We start from the raw sequence: 19,560 nt of genomic DNA on the forward strand, positions 1-19,560 counted from the left end.
GGTGCGGGGCTCGGGGCTCTAGTGCTCCGGGCGGGTGGTGAGGGAGAGGAGGAGCGGGCCCGTCGGCGGGACCGTCAGCTCCTCGATGGTCAGGGGGTCCAGCGTCGCGAAGAACGCCTCCTGGGCCTCGCGCAGCGCTCCGCGCAGCCGGCAGGCGCCGCGCAGCGGGCACGGCGGGTCGTCCTCGCAGCCGACGACGTCGCCCGTGCCCTCCAGCTCGCGCAGCAGGCGGCCGACCGACCACCCGCGCCCGGCGGGGGTGAGGGCGAGCCCGCCGCCGCGGCCCCGGCGGGCCTCGACGACGCCCAGGTGCTGGAGGCGGCTGACCACCTTGGCGGCGTGGGTGTACGGCACGCCGACGGCCCCGGCCACCTCGCGGGTGGTGGGCGCCGCGGAGTCCCCCGCGTCGTCCGTCACGGCCAGGCGCATGGCGATGCGCAGGGCGATGTCGGTGCTCTTGGTCAGTCGCACATCACTCACCCTAGTTAATGCGATTATGAGAGTCCAATTAAAGGGTGGCGGGACGCGTGCTGCCGCGCACGGGGGTGGCGCGGCAGCACGCGTGGCCGGACGGTCGGCGCCTCAGTGGCCCGCGACGACCCGGGCGACGGTCTCCTGGTCGAAGTTCACGGCGCTGCACCAGCCGCCCATCGCGAGCTCGAACCAGATGTCGCTGATGATCACGCCCTTGGGGTTCTCGCCCTCGACGACCTCGTCGCCCGTCACCCAGCCGAGCGCGTCGTAGCTCACGCCGTCATCCGGCAGCAGCAGCTTCTGGACCGGGCTCTCCAGCGACGGGCCGGAGCGGACGTTCGAGTCGCGCCAGATCGGGCCGATGGAGAAGGGCTGTGCGGGGGCGTCCGCTGCGGACATGTTCTGTCTCCCTGAATCTCAAGTGGTAGGTGAGTAAAAGGTGGTGAAGTGCTGTCAGGCCGCGGCCGGTGCCGGGAATCGGTCCTGCTCCAGCGCCCGGGCCCGGCTCACCGTCAGCACCTGGGAGATCATTTCGATCATCTTCTCCCGGTGGTGCGGCTCGCCCGGGGTGCCCTCGGCGCTCAGCGAGCCCGCGTTCGGCAGGACCACCCCGAGCGGGGTCGGCCAGGCGCGCAGCGAGTGGCCGATGGTGCGCAGCGTCTCCAGGGTGGTCACCGCGCCCTGGGTGCCGGCGCCGACGGCGACGCAGCCGATGGCGCGGCCGTCGAGGAACGGCCGGGGCCCGGCGAGGTCGTTGACGAAGTCCAGGGCGTTCTTCAGCAGGCCCGACAGCGTGCCGTGATAGGTCGGCGAGACCAGGATCACGCCGTCGGCCCGGCCGAGCTCGTCGAGGAACTCGGTGATCCCCGCGTGGTCCCCGGAGATCCCCGGCCGGTAGAACGGGAAGTCGATCTCCCCGCCGGTGAACGTCCGGGCCGTGGCGCCCTGCTCCCGGCACTCCCGCGCGCACCAGTCGGCGATGCGGTCGGAGGTCGACCCGGCCCGGAGCGACCCGCTGATCAGTACGATGTGTGGCGTCTGCACGCTGCGGCAACCTTCCATGAAGTGTGAGCTGTGTCCCTCAGCCGGCTGCCGGCAGGGGCTGGCCGGCTTCGAGCCGGATGTCCTCGGGACGCCAGGCGACGACGTCGAAGATCGCCTCGTCCTTGCGGCCGTGGGACCGCATGAAGTCGTTCCGCGCGCGCTCCTCGTCCCGGCTGGCGCCCTGGTCGAGGGCGCCCTGGCGGCGCGAGTGGAGCACGACGGCGGAGGTCCGCTCCAGGCGCTGCTCCTGGTAGACGCGCAGGGCGGTGTCCACGTCCTGGTGGGCGCCGAGCGCGGCGGCGAGGGTGACCGCGTCCTCCAGGGCCATGTTGGCGCCCTGGCCCATGGCCGGGACCATGGGGTGCGCGGCGTCGCCGAGGAGGGCGACCCGGCCACAGGTCCAGTACGGGGCCGGGTCGCGGTCGTGGATGTCGGTGACCGCGACGTCCTGCGGGTCGGCGTCCAGGATCAGCCGCCTGAACGGCTCGTGCCAGCCGTCGAGGGCCGCCACCAGTTCCTTCAGGGCCACGTCGCGGCCCTTCGCGGGCCACACCCCCGGCTCGGCGGTGATCTTCGCCGCCCAGTACATCGTGTCGGCGCCGACGGGGGCGACGAAGAGCTGGATGCCCCGCCCGTTGGCCACGAACGGCCGCGGGTAGAGCGGCGATCCGGTGGTCCGGCCCCGGACGGAGGTGTAGCCGCGGTACGTCGGGGCGCCGTCGCCCAGCATCGCCTGCCGGATGACGGACTTGATGCCGTCGGCCGCCACCAGGAGGTCCGCCTCCAGGGTGTTGCCGTCCGACAGCCGTACGCTCACCCCGTCCGCGCGGCCGGTGTGGCCCTCGACGGTGGTGCCGAGCCGCACTACCGCGCCGGCGGCGAGCGCCTCGTCGAGCAGGGCCGTCTGGAGGGCCGTGCGCAGGATCGGGATCTGCGGGGCGCCCAGGCGCTCGCCCATGTCGCCGATGGGCTCCTCGGAGAGGGTGTTCCCGGCGGAGTCCATCAGCAGGCGGACGTCGCCGGGGACGGTCGGGTGACCGGTCGCGCGGACGCGCTCGCCCAGCAGGGGGCTTATCGCGTCGAGCGCCCGGACGCCGTTGGCGTAGACCATCAGGCCGGAGCCGACGTCGCCGATGTGCGCGGCGCGCTCGATGACGGTGACGTCCAGGCCGGCGCCCGCCAGGGCCGCGGCGGCGGCGAGGCCGCCGATGCCGCCGCCGGCGACGATCGCTGTGCGCTTGCGCTCCATGCTCGTCACACCCCTTCCGTCTCGACGGCGGCGGGGGCGCAGGACAGCCAGCGGCCGTCGTAGTCGCCGAACTCGCCGGTGGCGGCGTCCCACACGACCTTGCCGGCGCGCAGGGTGCGCTCGACGCGGCCGGTCATCGTCCAGCCCTCGTACGCGGACCAGCCGCACTTGGCGCGGACGTCGTGGGCGGAGAGCATCCAGGTGGCGTCCGGCGCGAAGAACACCAGGTCGGCGTCGGCGCCCGGGACGATCCGGCCCTTGCCCGGGAGGCGGAACAGGTCCGCCGGGCCCTCGGCGAGGTGCCGCACGAGGCGGGCGACCGCCACGTCGGGGTTCTCGTCCGGCCAGCGGCGGCGCATGCCCGTCCACACGCCGACGGCCAGCTCCTGCACACCCGGCAGGCCGGGCGGCGACTTCTGGACCGTCTGGGTCTTCTCCTCGACGGTGTGCGGGGCGTGGTCGCTGCCGATCGTGGCGGAGTGACCGGAGCGCAGCGCCTCCCACAGCCGGTCCTGGTCCGCCTGCTGACGGATGGACGGCGACAGCCGGGTGCGGGCGCCGAGCCGCTTGGTGTCCTCGTCGGTGAACGACAGGTGGTGGCCGGTGACCTCGAAGCTGACCGGCAGCCCGGCCGCCCGGGCGGCGCTCACCAGGTCGGCCTCCTCCGCGCTGGACAGGTGGAGGATGTGCGCCTTCGTGCCGTGGCGGCGGACGAGCTCGATGACGCGGGCCACGGCGGCGATGCCGCCGCTGCGCGGCCGGCGGGCCTCGTACTCGCGGTAGTTCTCCGGGTCGCCCCACCAGCCGTCGAGCAGCTGGAAGAGCAGGTCGTCCTCGGCGTGGAGGACCAGCTGCACCCCGCCCTCGGCGGCGGCGACGAACGCCTTCTCCAGGGCGACGGGGTCGCGGACCACGGTCGGGGCGGTGTGGTGCCCGGCCATGAACACCTTGGCGCTCGTGGCGACCTCGGGGTCCAGCGTGGCCAGCAGCTCGGGGCGCTCGGGGTCGAGGCCGATGTGGAAGCGGTGGTCGACCAGCGAGTGGCCCGCGATCATCGCGGCCTTCTCGCGGACGGCCTCCTCGGTCAGCGTCGGCGGGACCGTGTTGGGCATGTCCATCACGGTGGTGAAGCCGCCGGCGACGGCGGCCCGGCTGCCGTGCTCCCAGTCCTCCTTGTGCGTCAGACCGGGGGTGCGGAAGTGCACGTGGGAGTCGATGAGGCCGGGCAGGACGTAGTGGTCCCCGGCGTCCATCCGGGGCACGGACGCCGGCACGGTGTCCGCGTCGTCCACGTCTTCGACGGCCAGGACGCGGCCACCCGCGATCAGCACCCGGCCCGGGCGGACGCCCTCCGGGGTGACCAGCCGGCGAGCGGTGACGACCAGGTCCAGGTTTTCGTTCAGTTCAGCCTTGTTCAGCTCTGTCTCGTTCAGTTCTGCCATGACACAGCCACCAGCTCTCGGGCGAGGTCGTTCGTCGGTCCCATCAGCGCCACCGCGCGCGCGTCGGCCAGCAGCCGGTTCAGCCGCGAGCCGGTGACGTAGCCGGCGGAGCTGAGCATCCGGGCCACCTCCAGGCAGATCTCCTCCGCCTCGGTGGACGCGTGGAGCTTGCTGTGGAGCGTCGTCAGGCCCGGGGCCTCCGACGTCCGGGCGCCGGCGCGCTCGACGATGGCGCGCGCCGACTCCAGCCGGGTGGCCAGGCCCACCAGCCGGTGCCGCACGGTCGCCTTCTCCAGCAGGCCGCGCCGCTCCACGTGGTCGACGACCAGGTCGAGGGCGGCCCGGGCGGTGCCCACGGCCACGGCGCCCAGGGTGGCCCCGGACTCCCGCACCCCGGCGATGATCTCCGGCGCCCGGCCCTCCGGGCCCAGCATGTCCGTCGCACCGACCACGCAGTCCACCAGCGACACGAAGCCCGTCGCCGAGCCGCGCATGCCCACCAGGTCCAGGCTCAGGTCCGGCACCAAGCCCGGGTTCTCGCCCATGACGAGGAAGAAGGTCTGGCCCACCGAGCCGTACACCCGGGTGGTGTCCGCCTCCGGCTCCTCGGTCTGGACCAGGACGAGGTAGATGTCGGCGACGGAGGCGCCGGTGGTGAAGGACTTCGCGCCGTTCAGCACCCACGTGCCGTCCGGGCGGCGGGTGCCGGTGCTCGCGAGCTTCTGCTTCGCGGCGCCCGCGCCCGTCTCGCTCCACGCGGAGGCGGCCAGGTACGTGCCGTCGGCGAGCCGCGGCAGCAGCTCCCGCTTCTGCTCCTCGGTGCCCCACTCGGCGATCCGGGCGCTCACCGCGAAGTGCTGGAAGGCGATGATGGACACCGAGGGGTTGACGGTCGCGATCTCCTCGACGACCCGGTTGATCTGCCGGGCGTCGCCGCCCGCGCCGCCGTACTCGGCGGGGACCGCCGTGGCCAGCAGGCCCGAGGCCCGCAGCTCGGCGAGCACCTCGTGGTCGGGGGCCCCGCTCAGCGCGGTCTGCTCCGCGGACTCGCGAAGCCGCGCCCGCAGGGCGGGGGTGATCTCCGTCCTCGTGCGGATGTCCGTCATGCGGACGTCGCTGACAGTGCCAGGCATTGGGCAATCTCCTCGAATTGCAGATGGGCGAGAGGTTCGAGCACGAACGAGCCTTGGAAGACGACCCGCTTGCGTCCCACGCCCACCCAGGTGAGCGCCGGCTCCCCGGCGGTCTCGAGCGTGGTGGCGGTGACCGCCGTGTCACCGCCGGGTGTGGTGATGTCGATCAGACCGTCGGCGCGGCCCTGCTCCCGGGCCATGGCCCAGGGGATCGTGCCGGGCACCCGGGTGGCGGCGCCGAGACAGACCGCCCCGGTCAGGGCGATCGTCGGATGCCAGGACGGCACCGAGATGGCGCGCGCCGCGAGCCGGCCCGGCTCCATCGGCACGATCGCCGCGATCTTGGGGAACGCGCCCTCGGGGGACCAGCCCAGATGGGCGGCGGCCGCCGCTCGGATCCGCGCCATCCGGTCGAACAGCTCGCTCCCGGCGGAGAACAGCGCGGTGTGGTCGGCGATCCCCAACTGCCGTGCGTCCACGAACGCGTAGGCGTTGCCGGAGGACACCAGGGACACCGTGACGTTCCCCTCGTCCACCGCGAGCTCGGTGCGGGCCTCGCCGGTGAGCAGCAGCCGCGAGACCGCGACCCCGCCCGGCTGGACGAAGTAGACGGTGAAGCGGACCTCGTCCCGGTCGACGGCGTCCACCTCGCACACCACGCTGTCGCCGTTGTTGAGGACGTTCACCCGCACCCGGCCGCCCGGCGTCAGCTTCGGCAGCATCCCCGACCGGGCGGCCGCCACGACCGCCGAGAGGATCGAATGCCCGCAGGAGCCGCGGAAGTCGAAGCGGTCCGGGCCGCCGGGCAGCGCCTGCACGAAGCGGTAGTCCAGGTCGAACATCGGGTGCTCGGAGGGCCGGACGAGCGCTATCTTCAGGACGTGGGAGCCGCCCGCCTCCGTCAGATAGCGCCGGACCGCGGTGAGGTCCCGCCGCATGGCCTCCTCGTCCGGGCCCAGCAGGCCCGCGTCGAGGACGACCGTCGGGCAGGGGCTGCCCGAGGCGTAGGCGAGATGGCCGATCATGCGGGGACCGCCGTGCGCCCGGCCGCCGCCACCGGCCCCAGGGCCGCGCGGCGGAACAGCTCGCGCCACACCTCGTGCACCAGCAGCGCCCACAGGGTCAGCGACGTGGTGTCGTCCGGCCGCTCCGCCTGGACGGCGAACAGCCGCTCGACGGCCTGGACGTCCAGCTGGCCCGCGTCCTTGAGCCGGCCCGGGTTCAGCATGTCCCGCGCGTACTCCCACAGCGCCGAACCCGGCGCCAGCATCGCCGTGATGGGGAGGGTGAAGGGCTGCTTCGGGCGGTTGAGGACGTCGTCGGGGACGAGACCGGCCGCCGCCGCGTACAGGGACCGCTTGACCTTGCCGTCGCGGATGCGCAGCGCGTCCGGCAGGGCCCGGCCCGGCGCGATGACACCGCGCTGGCAGAACGGCAGCCGGGCCTCGACGGAGCTGGCCATGCTCAGGTGGTCGACGCGGCGCAGGTGGTAGGCGGGCAGCCGGTGTCCGAGCTCGAACTCGGTGATGCGCTCCAGCACCGTGCCCTCGCCCGAGCGGAGTTGGGTGAGCGCGTCGGCCGGGATGGCGTCGGTGCCCGCGATCAGCGACCGGTACTCGTCGGTGTAGAGCGAGGCGCGGCGGTGGGCGGGCAGGACGCCGAGCTCGTCGACGTACTCCTGGTACCACTCGGCGCCCGTCGCCGCGGCCTGGGCGGCGGCGCGCATCCGGGAGTAGCCGCCGAAGATCTCGTCGGCCGCGTCACCGGTGAGCGCCACCTTGAAGCCGGCGTCGCGCACGGCGCGGAAGAGGGAGAACGTGCTCAGCGTGATGGGGTCGGCGTTGGGCTGACCCAGGTGCCAGACGACGTCCTCCAGCAGCGAGGGGAAGCTCGCCGGGTCGATCTCCACCTGATGGTAGGTGGCGTTCGCGCGCTCGGCCGCCTGGCGGGCGAAGTGCCGCTCGTCGAACGGCCAGTCGCCCTTGTAGGCGATGTTGAAGGAGTCCACCGGGCCGTGCTCGGCGGCCAGCGCGGTGACCAGGCTGGAGTCCAGGCCGCCGGAGGTGATCACGGCGACGGGGACGTCGGCGTTGAGGAGGCTCTTCACCTCGGTGCGCAGCCGGCCCTGGATCAGCTCGCCGGCGGCCGACTCGTCGTCCTGCCGGGTGGTCTCGGCGCGCTGCGGGCGGTGGATGACGCGCGGGGTCTCGCCGGCCTCGATCACCATCGTGGTGGACGGCGGCAGCACGTGGATCCCGGCGAACATCGTCTCCTCGCCGAAGGGCGTCTTGGTCGCCAGGTAGGCGTCCAGGCCCTCGGAGCGCAGGCCGGCGGGGACGCCGGAGAAGCCCAGGAGCGCGGGGAGTTCGGAGGAGAAGTGGATCGAGCGCTCGGCCGCGTCCCAGCGGTAGTACAGCGGCTTCATGCCGATGTGGTCGGTGGCCAGGATCAGCTTGGGCCGCTCGCCGCGCTCGTCGACCAGGGCGAGGGCGTACATGCCGTCGAGGTGGTCGGTGAAGTCCAGGCCGTACTCGCGGTACAGGGCCGGGATGATGCTGCCGTCGCAGCGGTCGGCGAAGGTGTGGCCCATCGCCTCCAGGCGGGCGCGCAGCTCGTTGTGGTTGTAGATCTCGCCGTTGAAGACGACCTGGTAGCGGCCGGGCCGTCCGTAGGGCTGGACGCCGCCGTCGAGGTCGACGATGGCCAGCCGGTTGTTGCCGATGCCCCAGCCGGCGTCCCGGGCCGAGCCGCTGCTGTCCGGGCCTCCGTGCCGCTGGAGCGCGGCGACCGTTCTCAGTTCGTGGGGGGACGCGATCGCGTTGAAGTAGCCGTAGATGCGGCACATAAGAGGTGTCCGTTCCGGGGTGGAGCCAAGAGGATGTGCGCGGCCGGGCGAGGCGCGGGGGCCGCCCGGCCGCCGGGTGCCGTACGGGCGTCAGGCCTGGTCGCGGGCCATCGAGAGGTAGCGCTCCCCGGTGTCGGGGAAGACGGTGACGATGGTCGAGCCCGCCCAGCGCTCCCGCTGGGCGAGGAGCCGGGCCGCGTACGCGGCGGCGCCCGAGGAGATGCCGGCCAGCAGGCCGGTGGCCCTGTTGACCTCGTGGGTGGTGTCGGCGGCGGCGTCGTCCGGCACCGCGACGACCTCGTCGATCAGTTCGAGGTCCATGATGTCGGAGACGTAGCCGGCCCCGATGCCGGGAATGCCGTGGGGCCCGGCCTCCCCGCCGGAGAGGATCGCCGAACGGGCCGGCTCCACGGCCACCACGTGGACGTCGCGGCGCTCCTTGAGGTAGCGGGCCACGCCCATCAGGGTGCCGCCGGTGCCGACGCCGCACACCAGCACGTCGACGTCGCCACCGGTGGCCTCCCAGATCTCCGGGCCCGTGGTCTCGTAGTGGGCGCGGAGGTTGGCCGGGTTCTCGTCCTGGTGGGCCAGCCAGGAGCCGGGGATGGAGCGCTGGAGCTCCTCGGCGTACCGCCAGGCGGGCAGCAGCCCGTCCTGGTGGGGGACGAGGACGATCTCCGCGCCGAACTCCCGGAGGATCTGGCGGCGTTCCTCGGTGGCGTTGTCCGGCATCACGATGATGCAGCGATGGCCGCGCTGGGCGCTGAGCGCCGCGATCGAGATGCCCGTGCTGCCGGAGGAGCACTCGATGACCGTGCCGCCCTCGGGGGCCAGCACGCCCGACCGCTCGGCCTCGCGCATCATGTAGAGGGCGGGGCGGTCCTTGACGTTGGACAGCGGGTTGAACATCTCCAGCTTCGCCAGGAGCCGGGCGGACTCCGGCACGCCCGGGAGGCGGACCTCCATCAGCGGGGTGTCGCCGACGAGCTCCTCCGCCGACCGGACGATCCGGCGCGCGGCCCGGGCGGGGGCGGGGGAGGGCGCGTTCCCTGTCATCAAAGCTCCAGCTTTCATCGCAGTGTCATCGCTGTGGTTCGGTGGCTCGGCGGCTCGGCCCGTGGGCCGCCCTGCCGGGGGTCCGTCAGGCCTCGCCGCGGGCGGCGGCGAGGTGGGTGACGGCGGCCTCCTGGAGGTGGGTGATGTCGCTGGAGACCGTGGCGAAGGTGAAGCCCTCGGCCAGCCGGCGCTTGGCGTCGGCGCCCTTGAGGACGTGGATGCCGCAGGCGATGCCCGCGCGCTCGGCGGCGTCGGTGATCCGCTTCAGCGCGTCCTCCAGGGCCTCCGCGACGTCCGGGTCGCCGAAGAACCTGGCGCCCAGGGCCACGGACAGGTCGGCGGGGCCGACGTAGACCGCGTCCAGCTCGGGCGTCGCGCAGATCGCCTCGAGGTTCTCCAGCGCGGCGGCCGTCTCGATCATCACGATGCAGGCGACGGCCTCGTCGACCTCGGCGGGCACCGAGCCCATCCGCAGCTCGCCGCGGACCGGGCCGCCCAGGCTGCGGGTGCCCCGGGGGTGGTGCCGGCAGGCGCGGGCCGCGATCGACGCCTCCTCGGCGGTGTTCACCATCGGCACCACCACGCCGCGCGCCCCCGAGTCCAGGGCCGTGCCGATGGCGATCGGGTCGACAGAGGGGACGCGCAGGACGCCGGCGGAGACCTGCCGGGCGTCCACGGCGAGCATGGCCGTCTGCCAGCCCGCCCGGTGCATCACACCGTGCTGGCCGTCGACGCCGATGTAGTCGTAACCGACGCCGGCGATGCGCTCGGTACCGGCCGGGTTGTCACAGGCGATCCAGTAGCCCAGCAGGCGCTCGCGGCGGCGCAGCCGCGCGGCGAACGTGGCCGGGTCGTGACGCCCGTCGGTGTGCGAGGTGGTGTGCGCGGTGGTGGTCACTCGCCCTCACCGTCCTCGACGCCGTTCTCGATGACGTAGCTGGTGCGGCCGTCGAGGCCCACGGGCACGTCGCCGGTGATGGACACGCGGTGCAGGACGCGCTTGTGGTCGTCGTAGTCGTTGATCGCGTAGTGCTGCGTGGCGCGGTTGTCGAAGATCAGGACGTCGCCGACGCGCCAGGTCCAGCGGGCGGTGTTCTCCGGGCGGCGGACGTAGCCCTGCAGGACGTCGATGAGGCCCTGGGACTCGCGCTGGGTCATGCCGACGAAGCGCTGGGCGAAGCCGCCCAGGAACAGGCTCGGTTCACCGGACTCGGGGTGGACGCGGACCACCGGGTGCGCGGCCTCGAAGCGCTTGGCCATGAACGCCTTGCGCACCTCCTCGCCGCGCTCGGTGCCCAGCTTCGGCTGCTCGGCGCGGTTGGTGTGCACCGCCCACAGCTTGTCGGCGATGTCCCGGAGCTCCTTGGGCAGGTCCTTGTAGCCGGCCGCGCCGTTGGCGACCATCGTGTCGCCGCCGTAGGGCGGGAGCACCATGGCGCGCAGGGTGGTGCCCAGCGACGGGGCCTGCGTGAAGCTGATGTCCGTGTGCCAGTGGTTGGCGCGCTGGTCCTCGCCGTCGATCGGGATGACCTGGGGGGCGCCGTCGACCGTCCGCATCATGGGGTGCTTCTGGGTGAGCGGGCCGAAGCGGCCGGCGAACTCCAGCTGCGCCTCGTCGGTGATGTCCTGGTCCCGGAAGAAGAGGACCTTGTGCTCCAGGAAGGCCTCGTGGATCCGGGCGAACACCGAGTCCGTCAGGCCGGTGCCGAGGTCGACGCCGAGGACCTCGGCGCCGATCCGGCCGCCGACCTTGCGGATTTCAAAGCTGGACACCATTCATTCCTTTCGGGGGCGCGACGGCACTGCTGACCGGCGCCACTGGGAGGCAGGAATTCGACTGTCACCGCCGGACGCCTTCCGGGGAATTCGGATCCCAACAGCGGCCCGTGGCTTCACGAAATACCGGGACCGCCGTGTTCCGCGGTGAAAGCGGCTCCGCTCGCAATGCGGGCCGTCCCTGGCGAGTTGGAGCCAACCATGCCGGTCGGAGGGGCGGCAAGGGCTCGGGGCGGGCTCGATGCGACTTCAGCGACTTGCCGAAGTGGGGCCGCTACTTGGGCAAGTCCGCGACTTCGGCAAGTCGCTGAAGTCGTCATGGGCAGCTATCCGGATGTTGCCGCTCTGGGCCCCGCGTGGTTGGCTCCATTCGCCCAAGCGAGAATTGCCCTCTGTTCGGCAAGCAGCGCGCGGAGTCGGTGAACTCCGCCGGCAACCAAGGAGTTCCCGTGAGCCCCACGAGCCCAGGCAAGGGCACGTTCCCCCGCTACCGTTATCTGGCCGCCGTGTCGGCCGAGGCCGTCGGCGGCGGCATGTACGTCCCGGTGTCCCTGCTGTACTTCCACCGGGTCGCGGGGCTGCCGTTGGGACAGGTGGGCGGCGCCCTGACCGTCGCCGCCCTGGTGGGGCTGGCCGTGAGCCCGTTCTTCGGGGCGCTGGTCGACCGGCTGGGGGCCCGTACGGTGGTGGCGGTCGGATTCGCCGTGCGCGCCGTGGGGTTCGTCTGCTATCCGTTCGTCCACCAGTGGTGGCAACTGCTGGCCGCCGCCACCCTCGTCGCCGTCGGGGACCGTTCGTTCCAGGCGTCCATCCAGGCCCTGATATCCGAACTCGCCCAGGGCGCCGAGCGGCAGCGGATGATCGCCACCCAGTCGAGCCTGCGCAACGCCGGCTTCGGCGTGGGAGGCCTGCTGGCCAGCCTCGCGCTGGCCGCCGACGCGGACTGGGCGTACCACGCGGTCGTCCTGGGCAGCGGCGCGGGTCTCGCGCTGGCGGCCGTGCTGATCGCCGGCCTGCCCTCCGGGCGCGTCCCGGCCGCCACCACCAACACCACGGAGGCGGACGGAAAGGCCTCCGGGGGATACGGTGCCGTCCTGCGCGACCGGCCCTACCTGGGGCTGACGCTGGCGACCGTGCCGCTGGCGTTCTGCTACTCCTCACTCAGCGTCATCCTGCCCGTCTACACCACCCAGACGCTCCACGCGTCGGCGTCCCTGCCCGGCCTGCTGTTCACCGTGAACACCGTGCTGGTGGCGCTGGCGCAGGTGCCGGTCAACTCCTGGACGTCCAAGTGGCGGCGCACCCGCGTCTCCGCGATGGGCGGTGTGGTCTTCGCCGCGTCCTTCCTGGGCTTCGCGGTGCTGTCCGCCCTGGACGGCGGCGTCGTCCTGGTGTCCGGGCTGCTGCTGACCACCGTGCTCTACACCGGAGGCGAGCTGCTGCACAGCCCGTCCTCCGGCGCCCTGTCCACCGATGCCGCGCCGGACGCCCTGCGGGGCCGTTACCTGGCCGTCTACTACCTGTCCTGGTCGGTCGCCAAGGCGGCCGCCCCGGCCCTGTTCACCACCCTGCTGGCCGTCTCCGCGAACCTGACCTGGCTGCTGCTCGCCGGCGGGGTGCTGCTCGGCAGCCTCGCCATGCTGCGGCTGGAGCCGCGCCTGCCCGCCCACGCCGTCCGGCCCGCCCCCGAAGCGGGGAGCGCGGAGCCGGGGAACGCGGAGACCCCCGGCGAGCCCACGGGGACGGTGTCCGGCGCGGCCGCATCGCCCACCCGTCGTACCAGGAGGAGTTGAGTCCCATGCCCACCGAGCCCGGACTGCTGCGGACGCTGCGCGAGGACCTCGACGTCGTCGTCGAGCGCGATCCGTCCATCCGCAACCGCCGGGAGGGCGTACTGCACGCGGCGCTGCCCGCGCTGTGGGCCCACCGGGTCGCCCACCGGCTCCACCGGCGCGGGCTGCGCCTGGCCGCCCGGCTCGTCGCCCACGGCGCCCGCCGGCACACCGGGGTGGAGATCCACCCCGGTGCCGTCCTCGGCCGCCGGGTCTTCATCGACCACGGCTGCGGCGTCGTCATCGGCGAGACCGCCGTCATCGGCGACGACGTGACCATCTTCCACCAGGTCACCCTGGGGGCCGTCGGCTGGTGGAACGACAACGCCCGCCCCGACGGCGAGCGCCGGCACCCCGTCGTCGGCGACGGCGTCATCCTCGGCGCCAACGCCACCGTGCTCGGCCCGGTGACCGTCGGCGACGGCGCGCTGATCGGCGCGATGGCCACCGTCACCAAGGACATCCCGGCCGACGCCCGCGTCTACGCGCCCCCGTCCGTGATCCGCACCCCGGGCGGCGACGTCACCCCGGCCACCGACCCCGTACGCCTGCTCGCCTCGGCCGGCTCCTGGTGAACCGCGCCGCCGACCCCCCACCCACCACGCCTCGAGTAGGAGACCCACCCATGGCCGCTGCCGCCACCACCCAGCCCGGCCCCACGACGACCGGCACCCGCCGGATCGCCGACGGCCTGGAGGACCTCATCGGGGGCACCCCCCTCGTCCGGCTGTACCCGGAGGGCGCCGACCCGTCCGTCGAGGTCCTCGCCAAGCTGGAGTCCGTCAACCCCTTCTCCAGCAGCAAGGACCGGCCCGCGCTGCGCATGATCCTCGGCGCCGAGGAGCGCGGCGAGCTCCTCCCGGGTGGCACGGTCCTGGAGTCCACCTCCGGCAACACCGGCATCGCGCTGGCCGCCCTCGCCGCCGCCCGCGGCTACCGCTGCGTCGTCGTCCTGCCCGACAGCGCCACCCCCGAACGGGTGGGCCTGCTCAAGGCGCTGGGCGCCGAGGTCGTGCAGACGCCCAGCGAGGACGGCTTCCCCGGCGCCATCGCCAAGGCCGAGGAGATCCACGCGGAGACGCCCGGCTGCTGGTACTCCCGCCAGCACGAGAACGACGACAACGTCCTGGCCCACTACGAGACCACCGGCCCGGAGATCTGGGCCGACACCGCCGGCAAGGTGGACGTGCTCGTCGCCGGCGTCGGCACCGGCGGCACCATCACCGGCTGCGCCCGCTACCTCAAGGAGCGCAACCCCGGCATCGAGGTCGTCGCCGTGGAGCCGGAGGGCTCGCCCGTCCTCTCCCGGGGCTTCGGCGGGCAGCACCGTATCCCCGGCCTCAACGGCGGCTTCGTCGCGCCCACCACCGACGAATCGCTCATCGACCACGTACTGACCTGCGGCGACGACGACGCGCTGGCCGCGGCGAAGGCCCTGGCCACCCGGCAGGGCCTCTTCGTCGGCGTCTCCTCCGGCGCCGCCGTGGACGCCGCCGCCCGGCTGGCCCGGCTCCCCAAGTACGCGGGGAAGACCATCGTCACCGTGCTGCCCGACACCGGCGAGCGCTACGTCAGCCTCTGGAACGAGTCCTGAGCCCCACCGTCCGTTTTCCGCCCCCGACGAGGTGACCGTATGACCGCCCTGGTCCTCCACCGCGGATCGTTCCGCGCCAACCCCTACGAGCAGTGGCTGGAGGGCTACGACGCAGGCGTCGTCGTCCTCGCCTCCAGCGAACAACTGGCCGTGCACGGCGAGGAACTGCCCACCGCCGCGCCCTTCACCCACGCCGAGGCGCTGCCCGGCTACGACACCAGCCCCCGCGTCGCCGAGCGGGCCGCCGAGCTCGTCGAGCGCTTCGGCGTGACCGACATCGTCGCCTGCCAGGAGAACGACCTGGAGCGCGCCGCCCGGCTGCGCGTGCGCTACGGCCTGCCCGGCCCGCGCCCCGAGGACGTCGTGCCCTACCGCGACAAGTGGGAGATGAAGCGCGCCGCCGTCCGCGCCGGCATCCCCGTCGCCGACCACGCGCTCCTGGCCGCCCCCGAGGACCTCACGGACTTCGTCGCCGTCCACGGCCTGCCCGTGGTCGTCAAGCCCCGGCGCGGCGCCGGCTCCATCGACCTGGCCGTGCTGCGCACCGCCGACGAGGTCACCGGCTGGCTCGCGGGCGACCACCTCGCCGCGCCGGGCGAGGAACCCACCTGGCTGGTGGAGGCGTTCGTCGAGGGCGGCATGTGCCACATCGACGGCGTGGTCCTCGACGGTCGCGTCGTCACCATGTGGCCCTCGCGCTACACCTACGTCCTGGCCGACTACACCCAGCGCGAGGGGCGCATGGACATCGCCCTGGACGCCGACGACCCGCTGCGCCACCGGCTGACGGCCTTCGGCGAGCGGCTGCTGGCGGAGTTCGGGGGCAGCGAGCACTTCGCCTTCCACATCGAGGTGTTCCACACCCCGGACGACGAGCTGGTGCTGTGCGAGGCGGCCTGCCGCGCCGGCGGCGCGGGCGTCCGGGACGTCCACCGCGCGATGTTCGGCTTCGACCCGGCCGAGCCGCCGGTCCGCCGTCAGCTGGGGCTGGACTTCCCCTACGAGGGCGGCGGGAAGCCGGAGCGCGTCGGCGGTCAGCTGCTGTTCACGCGGCGGCCCGGCACGGTCCACCGGTTGCCCGACCCGGCGGGGATGCCCGAAGGGGTGGTGAAGCACCAGTACTTCGCGGCGCCGGGGGACCGGATGGAGGAGGCCTGGCACTCCGGGGACTTCCTGGCCGCCTTCGTGGTGGCGGGCGCGGACCGCGCGGAGTGCGAAGCGCGGATACGGGCGCTGGAGGAGTGGTTCCTCGCGGGGCTCGACGTCCGCTGAGCGGGCGGGGCGTGGGCGTGGCACGTACGGTCCGGCGCGGTCGGTCGCTCGGGACCGGCGGCCGGGCCCGGGCGGTGGTCCGCCGGGGCCGCGCGGCGGGTCGTCAGGCCGACCGGACGACGGCCAGCGGCCGGTCCACGCGCGCGGCGGCCGCGGCGGCCGCGTCGGCCAGCCGGCTGTAGGCGAAGGCGGCGGAGACCAGCGTCATGTGGTGGTGCCAGCCGGGGAAGGACCGGCCCTCGAAGTCCCGCAGCCCGAAGTCGTCCTCCAGGGTCCGCAGGGCGCCGGTCGTCCGGGCGTGGTGCCCGGTGAGGGCCACGAGTTCCTCGGCGGAGTGCCGGGTGAGGTTGGTGACCCACACGGGCTCGTCGGCCTGCCGGCCGGGGACGCGGCGGGCGAACGCCCGGTACGCCGGGGGCGTCGTCGTGCCCGTCCGGGCGCCGGGCCGCTCCGGCAGCCGGACCAGGGCGTTGAGCAGCCGTCGCGGCTGCCCGGCCGGGGCCGCGCCGGGGGCGCCCAGGGGGGCGGGGACCTCGCCGAAGCCGTCGCCCTGGTAGACCAGCCGCCGCACGGGGACGGGCGCGTCCTGGCCGTCGCCGCGCGGGCGTCCGCCGGGCAGCACGGCCAGGGCGGGGGGCACGGCGACGACGAAGTCGCAGCCGGCGCGGTCGAGTCCGCGGATCAGTGAGGCCGCCTCCGTGCAGGAGCTCATGTCGGCGACGACGGGCAGCGGGGTGGCGGCGGTCCGGGAGTGGAGCGTGTGGACCAGGTCGAGCACCTGCGCCGAGGCGGGCCGGTCGCCCACGCTGGACTCCGGTATGCGGGCCCGCTCGCGCAGGGTGTCGTCGTCGGTCCAGCGGGAGGGCAGCAGGATCCGCCAGCCGAGCGGCACCGGCTCGGTGTCGGTGGACAGGAAGATCCCCACGCCGAACTGGCAGTTGACGGTGCGGCCCGAGGCGGGGTCGAAGCGGCGGTGGACGCCCACCGAGCTCTCGCCGCGCTTGGGGACGACCACCGTGCCGATCGTCCAGGCCCGGGGGACGGTCCGCCGCAGGGTCCAGTGGGCGAGCGAGCGCAGGGCCGGTCCCCAGTCCCACGGGCTGGCGTTGACGAACTGGTGGAGCGACTGCGAGGCCGTGGGCGAGGCGGAGACGGCGGCCGCCAGGCGGCGGACCGTCTTCTTGCCCGGGGTGGTGAGCAGCCCCTCCAGATAGGCGTGGGCCCAGCGCCGCTGGTCGGCGCGGGGCAGGTAGCCGAAGACCTCTTCGGCGAAGGAGACGAGTGAAGCGGTGCCCGGGGTGAACGGGCGGGTCGAATGGTGCACAGCCATCGCACGGTCCCTTCTGACGCGGACGGCAGAGCCCGGCCGCGAGCGAAAGAATAGAGAACGATCGCTTTGTTTTCAAAACCCCCGGGGTGTGACCTTCGAAACCGGGAAGGAGTGCCGAGCCCGACGATCATGGCCGTAAGGTGGTTGAACGCCGGTCTTCCACCGGCAAGTTGAAGCCGTCGTTCCGCAATGGCGCGGTCCCATGGCCCATGGCGGTGAATGTCTGGAGGGAGCATGGTCATGCAGGAGCGCGCCGTACGGACCCGTTCGGCGCTCGTCCGGGCCGCGGCCCGCGCCTTCGACCGCAACGGCTACGACGGCACGTCCCTGTCCCAGATTCGCGCGGCGGCCGAGATGTCCATGGGGGCGCTGACCTTCCACTTCGCCACCAAGGGCGAACTCGCCGACGCCGTGCAGGACGAGGGCTGGATCCTGACGGAGGCCCGGGTGCGCGACGCGCTGACGCCGGCGGGCGACCCGGTGGACGGCCTGGTGGCGCTCACCCTGGCGCTGGCCGCGCTGATGGAGGAGGAGCCGATGGTCCGCTCGGCGGCCCGGCTCACCCGTGAGCGCGCCGGGGGCCGGGCCTGGACCTCCGCGTGGCGGCCGGCCGCGCACGCGCTGATCGAGCGCGCCCGGGCGTCCGGCGTGCTGCCGCCGGTGGCGCGGCCGGAGGTGGTCGCCGACCTGGTCAGCCATCTGATCGTGGGCGCGGAGGCGCAGATACGCGCCTCGGCCGCGGATGCCGGGCGCCCGGCGGTGGACGTCGGCGGGCAGCTCGCCCGGATCTGGGACCTGGTGCTCCTCCCGGTCCGCGGCTGACCGCGCCCCGAAGGGGCGCGGGGAACTGCGCGACCAGCCACGACGCACCGGCAGATGCGTACCGGACCGGTCGGTCGGCCTGCGTTCACGCCGTAGGCGCCACGTGCCGCCGGTACCAGGGTGCCGCCTCCTCCAGCCGGGCGAGGACGCCCGGCCCCGGCGCGCAGGCCGCCGCCCGCCACACCTCCGTGCTCGCGTACCAGTGGTCGCGGGCGAGGAGCGCGAACTGACGCTCGCTCATGCGCCCGGGGTTCAACCGCAGGCTCTCCAGGCAGCGTTGCCACGGCCAGTCGGCCTCGGCGCGCGGCAGGACGGCGTGCTCGGCGAGGGCGTCCATCAGGCCGCCGTTGCGCACCGGGACCGGGTGGCTGGCGTGGTGGACGCCCGCCGGCACGGCGTGCGGCCCGCACGCCAGGTCGGCGACGAGCCGCGCCAGATCGGTGACGTCCACGGCCGACAGCAGGCCGCGCCCGCCGTCCCAGCGCGCGGGCACCCGGCGCAGCAGCTCGGCCAGGGCCGGTACCACCCAGCGGTCGCCCGCGCCCAGCACCAGCCCCGGGCGCAGGACCACGGCCCCGCACTCGAGCATCGGGGCCTCGCCCGCCAGCCGGGTGCGGCTCGCGGGCGATATGGGCGCGGGCCGGATCGCGTCGACGTCCGGCCCGGAGTGCGGACCCGGTCCGTAGACGGCCGCGGTCGACAGGGCGACGACGCGGGGCACCGCCGCCCGGCGGGCCTCGGCGGCCAGCGCGACGGCGCCCCGGTGGTTGACCGCCTCGCACAGGCTCTCGTCCGGGGAGACGCAGGAGGCCAGGTGGAGCAGGGCGTCGGCCCCCTCGCACAGCCCCCGCAGCGAGCCGGGGTCGGTCAGGTCGCCGGTGAACCGCTCGACGAGCGGGTCCGTGTCCGGGCCGGGGTGGCGCGTCAACGCGCGCACGCGCACGCCCCGTCGGCCGAGTTCGCGCAGCGCGGCGGAGCCGATGAACCCCGTGGCGCCGGTCAGCGCGACCAGCGGCCCGCTCACCGGCGGGCCGTCCCGGCCGCGCCGGGGCCGGTGACGAGCCGCGCGCGGGCCTCCGGCGTGGCGACGCCGGGCAGCAGGTAGCGCCACAGCAGGGCCACGCGCTCGGGCAGGTCGGCGCGGTTGGTGGAGACCTGGGAGAAGAGCTGGGTGCCGGTGTAGCAGCTCACCAGGACCCAGGCCAGCTCCCGTTCGTTCACCTCGGGCAGGAGCTCGCCGCGGTCCCGGGCGGCGACCAGCTGCTCGTGGAAGCGGGCGGCCCATTCCTGGTAGGCGGTGTCGTCCTGGACGCCGAACTCTCCCTGCTCGACGGCGAGTCGGACGCCGGCGCGCAGCAGCACATTGCTCTGGAGCTCGGTCGCCAGGTGGAGGGTGATGTCGATCAGGTGCTGGAGGCCGGGTTCGCCCTCGGGCATCACGATGCCCTCGCCCTGCTCGTTCATGACCGCCCGGGCGAGGTCCTCCTTGGACTTGAAGTGGAAGTACATCGCGCCCTGGGTGGCGTCCGCCCGAGCGATGATCTTGCTGACGCTGGCGCCGCTGAACCCGAGCTCGTCGAAGACCTCCGCGGCCGCGTGGAGGATGGCCGCGCGGGTCCTCACCGCGCGGTCCTGTCTGGGCCTCGCCATGAGGTGACTCCCTGTGATCTCTCGACAAACAAAACGAACAC

19 protein-coding genes are annotated in these 19,560 nt (G+C 73.8%); 5 read left to right on the forward strand and 14 right to left on the reverse strand.

Translation table 11 applies throughout. The features are described 5' to 3' along the window. Positions 1–18: 18 nt before the first annotated feature. The 11 genes from EKH77_RS25705 to EKH77_RS25750 form a co-directional block, all read right to left on the reverse strand. Entirely contained in the window at positions 19–471 is a 453-nt protein-coding gene (locus EKH77_RS25705; RefSeq protein WP_126916667.1) for an RrF2 family transcriptional regulator, read from the reverse strand. 111 nt (positions 472–582) lie between these two features. Beyond that, positions 583–873, reverse strand: a complete 291-nt coding sequence (locus EKH77_RS25710) for a hypothetical protein (protein WP_126916668.1) — start codon at positions 871–873, stop codon at positions 583–585. Positions 874–927: 54 nt separating this feature from the next. Next, entirely contained in the window at positions 928–1,518 is a 591-nt protein-coding gene (locus tag EKH77_RS33975; RefSeq protein ID WP_240667528.1) for an NADPH-dependent FMN reductase, read from the reverse strand. 37 nt (positions 1,519–1,555) lie between these two features. Next, positions 1,556–2,767: an FAD-dependent monooxygenase gene (locus EKH77_RS25715; protein ID WP_240667529.1), complete on the reverse strand. Its 1,212-nt coding sequence runs from the start codon at positions 2,765–2,767 to the stop codon at positions 1,556–1,558. Positions 2,768–2,772: 5 nt separating this feature from the next. After that, the gene (locus tag EKH77_RS25720; protein WP_126916669.1) at positions 2,773–4,209 is read right to left on the reverse strand and encodes a dihydroorotase; all 1,437 of its coding nucleotides are present in this window, start codon (positions 4,207–4,209) and stop codon (positions 2,773–2,775) included. Next, a complete protein-coding gene (locus tag EKH77_RS25725) occupies positions 4,197–5,342 on the reverse strand; it encodes an acyl-CoA dehydrogenase family protein (protein ID WP_240667530.1) in 1,146 nt (381 codons plus the stop codon). The genes EKH77_RS25720 and EKH77_RS25725 overlap by 13 nt, the downstream gene beginning before the upstream one ends. Continuing rightward, positions 5,312–6,367, reverse strand: a complete 1,056-nt coding sequence (locus tag EKH77_RS25730; protein ID WP_126916670.1) for a PrpF domain-containing protein — start codon at positions 6,365–6,367, stop codon at positions 5,312–5,314. Before EKH77_RS25730 ends, EKH77_RS25725 begins: the two co-directional genes overlap by 31 nt. Beyond that, positions 6,364–8,187: an asparagine synthase (glutamine-hydrolyzing) gene (asnB, locus tag EKH77_RS25735; RefSeq protein WP_126916671.1), complete on the reverse strand. Its 1,824-nt coding sequence runs from the start codon at positions 8,185–8,187 to the stop codon at positions 6,364–6,366. The genes EKH77_RS25730 and asnB overlap by 4 nt, the downstream gene beginning before the upstream one ends. Before the next feature lie 90 nt (positions 8,188–8,277). Next, the gene (locus EKH77_RS25740) at positions 8,278–9,243 is read right to left on the reverse strand and encodes a PLP-dependent cysteine synthase family protein (protein ID WP_126916672.1); all 966 of its coding nucleotides are present in this window, start codon (positions 9,241–9,243) and stop codon (positions 8,278–8,280) included. An 85-nt stretch (positions 9,244–9,328) separates the two neighbouring features. Further along, on the reverse strand, positions 9,329–10,141 hold the full coding sequence (locus EKH77_RS25745; RefSeq protein ID WP_126916673.1) for an HpcH/HpaI aldolase family protein: 813 nt from the start codon (positions 10,139–10,141) through the stop codon (positions 9,329–9,331). Beyond that, positions 10,138–11,016 (reverse strand): TauD/TfdA dioxygenase family protein, encoded by an 879-nt coding sequence (locus tag EKH77_RS25750; protein ID WP_126916674.1) that lies wholly within the window; start codon positions 11,014–11,016, stop codon positions 10,138–10,140. The genes EKH77_RS25745 and EKH77_RS25750 overlap by 4 nt, the downstream gene beginning before the upstream one ends. 452 nt (positions 11,017–11,468) lie before the next feature. Here EKH77_RS25750 and EKH77_RS25755 point away from each other — a divergent pair, with 452 nt between their 5' ends. The 4 genes from EKH77_RS25755 to EKH77_RS25770 are packed head-to-tail and all read left to right on the forward strand — an operon-like array spanning position 11,469 to position 15,717. Next, entirely contained in the window at positions 11,469–12,812 is a 1,344-nt protein-coding gene (locus tag EKH77_RS25755; protein WP_126916675.1) for an MFS transporter, read from the forward strand. A 5-nt stretch (positions 12,813–12,817) separates the two neighbouring features. Next, a complete protein-coding gene (epsC, locus tag EKH77_RS25760; RefSeq protein WP_126916676.1) occupies positions 12,818–13,426 on the forward strand; it encodes a serine O-acetyltransferase EpsC in 609 nt (202 codons plus the stop codon). 50 nt (positions 13,427–13,476) lie between these two features. Continuing rightward, positions 13,477–14,445 carry a PLP-dependent cysteine synthase family protein gene (locus EKH77_RS25765; protein WP_126916677.1) on the forward strand — a complete coding sequence of 323 codons (969 nt, stop codon included), beginning with the start codon at positions 13,477–13,479 and terminating at the stop codon, positions 14,443–14,445. Between the two features lie 39 nt (positions 14,446–14,484). Next, complete coding sequence (locus EKH77_RS25770) at positions 14,485–15,717, forward strand: NikS protein (RefSeq protein ID WP_126916678.1); 1,233 nt, start codon at positions 14,485–14,487, stop codon at positions 15,715–15,717. Between the two features lie 103 nt (positions 15,718–15,820). Here EKH77_RS25770 and EKH77_RS25775 read toward each other — a convergent pair whose 3' ends face one another. Then, the gene (locus EKH77_RS25775) at positions 15,821–17,047 is read right to left on the reverse strand and encodes an IS701 family transposase (RefSeq protein ID WP_240667531.1); all 1,227 of its coding nucleotides are present in this window, start codon (positions 17,045–17,047) and stop codon (positions 15,821–15,823) included. A 240-nt stretch (positions 17,048–17,287) separates the two neighbouring features. Between EKH77_RS25775 and EKH77_RS25780 the strand changes: the two genes are divergently transcribed. Beyond that, the gene (locus EKH77_RS25780; protein WP_164737859.1) at positions 17,288–17,869 is read left to right on the forward strand and encodes a TetR/AcrR family transcriptional regulator; all 582 of its coding nucleotides are present in this window, start codon (positions 17,288–17,290) and stop codon (positions 17,867–17,869) included. Positions 17,870–17,954: 85 nt separating this feature from the next. On the opposite strand, the gene EKH77_RS25785 is transcribed toward EKH77_RS25780, so the two are convergent. Together EKH77_RS25785 and EKH77_RS25790 are read right to left on the reverse strand one after the other, a co-directional pair. Further along, on the reverse strand, positions 17,955–18,893 hold the full coding sequence (locus EKH77_RS25785) for an NAD-dependent epimerase/dehydratase family protein (protein ID WP_126916680.1): 939 nt from the start codon (positions 18,891–18,893) through the stop codon (positions 17,955–17,957). Further along, the gene (locus EKH77_RS25790; RefSeq protein ID WP_126916681.1) at positions 18,890–19,519 is read right to left on the reverse strand and encodes a ScbR family autoregulator-binding transcription factor; all 630 of its coding nucleotides are present in this window, start codon (positions 19,517–19,519) and stop codon (positions 18,890–18,892) included. The genes EKH77_RS25785 and EKH77_RS25790 overlap by 4 nt, the downstream gene beginning before the upstream one ends. Between the last annotated feature and the right edge of the window lie 41 nt (positions 19,520–19,560).

This window comes from Streptomyces luteoverticillatus (assembly GCF_003970715.1).
Classification (GTDB): domain Bacteria; phylum Actinomycetota; class Actinomycetes; order Streptomycetales; family Streptomycetaceae; genus Streptomyces; species Streptomyces abikoensis.